At 43.0% G+C, this 1551-nt stretch carries 2 protein-coding genes; both read right to left on the bottom strand.

Annotated elements, in window-relative coordinates; genetic code table 11:
- The coding region (locus tag JX312_RS13460; protein WP_204458421.1) for a hypothetical protein at nt 1–1189 on the bottom strand (1189 nt) is incomplete at its 3' end.
- 11 nt (nt 1190–1200) lie between these two features.
- Nucleotides 1201–1428 carry a hypothetical protein gene (locus tag JX312_RS13455; protein ID WP_123408238.1) on the bottom strand — a complete coding sequence of 76 codons (228 nt, stop codon included), beginning with the start codon at nt 1426–1428 and terminating at the stop codon, nt 1201–1203.
- Nucleotides 1429–1551: the final 123 nt, after the last annotated feature.

Here is a 1551-nt window from a genome sequence, read left to right as displayed (position 1 = left end):
CATTATTGAGTGTCCTGGAACGCAGAACCACCCGATTCGGAGATAGATTCTCCTTGGCCCAGAGATCTATATCCTTGAGTTTAACATTGGCCAAGCGTACTTTGAAATTTTGTTTTTTGGCGTCAGAATAAACAACGATTTTTGGATATAACGGCAACATTAAAATCATACGAGTGAACCCGTTAAGTTTATTGGAAGATACCTTTGATTTCAATATACCGAATTCAGATTCAATTATGTCCGAGGAAATGTTTCGTATCTGCCTGCTGTCATTAAGCACTGCAGCCTGTCGTTTGAAATAATCCAGCATTCTGAGACCGACACAAGCCCGCCTGTTGGTGGCGTTGCCGATTAGATTCCGGATGATATGATGCTGACAAAGGGCGTTGGTTCTGAGTCCAAACCCTTCACGCTTGCAAAGAGTTTCAAGATAGGTTACGGACTCGACGCAGACACCAAGTTCGTCAATGAGGTCTCTATACTGAAGGAGAAAAGAATAAGCTTCCTTCATGTCGTCATCCAGAGAACCAAGACAATCAAGCATTTTCTTACCCCACGTAACCCATTCACGAAGATTCATGAACCGTGCCATCGCTCTCATATTGGGAGGCAGAAGCCAAGCCTTGTCGGTGAGATGATATTGCAGTCTGATCTTTCCGAGTTTTTCGGTAAGAGACACAAACTCAGGATCCTTTCCATAGACATGCTTCATGCAGTTGCCCAATGTGTGGCTTATGTCAAGATGATGGGCAATGCCGGCATCCTTAAAGCCGCCTACGAGATTATGCGCACCGTCGGATATTCCGTATTCAGGAGAACCTCCGGTTTTATCAGAGGCCTTTTCAATGGCCTCCTTGACATAATCCCGTTTGAAGCATTTTCCGATGTGCATACCCAATACAGTGACATCATCATGATTCAGTGGTTTGCCTGTATGTTCGGCAGGAACACCCAGCACTACAAGAAGTTTCTCCTTGTTAATCATGATGCTTTCATCAATTATGTGGGCATACTTACGTCCTTGGGGTGCATCCTCCTCATAGACGGATAGCCCAAGCTTGCGAACCCAGTTGGCTACAGAGTTGTAGCATGGAAGCTTTCCCAATGGGTCACCAATAACCTCCTCAAAGATCCTTATTATGGATATGACGGTTCGCAGTCCGCATCCGGTCCTCACATAGATCAGCACGCAAAGCATTATTAGCTGAATAGAGAATCTATGTCCGGGAACAGGCTCGAAAGCAACTTGCGTTGTTCTTCGCTCACGGTTATCGTCGGCACGTCTTTTTTTTTGAGTTCTTTCTTCAAATCTGAGATTTTGGCTTTGTCAGCCTCCTTCTGAGATTTAAGTCTGGCATTTTCTTTACGAAGACGTTTCAGTTCCTCTTCCGGGGTTTCTTTTGGGGTGTCTGAACCTGATTTTCTCATTGCTTTTTAGTTGATTATTAGGCTATAAAGATACTAAAAAAACAATGAATTATCCAAATTTTCAATGTACTCTTTTGCGCTAAAAAATAAATATTTTTAAGCACGTGTTTTTATTAAAATTTC

Origin of the sequence: Barnesiella sp. CU968 (assembly GCF_905219685.1) — a bacterium.
Lineage (GTDB): Bacteria > Bacteroidota > Bacteroidia > Bacteroidales > Muribaculaceae > Lepagella > Lepagella muris_A.
Note: the sequence above shows the minus strand (reverse complement) of the source record. Positions and strands in the feature narration are given on the sequence as shown.

Coding starts and splice junctions, on each gene's coding strand:
- JX312_RS13455 (WP_123408238.1), bottom strand. CDS start 1,428: ATGAGAAAATCAGGTTCAGACACCCCAAAAGAAACCCCGGAAGAGGAA.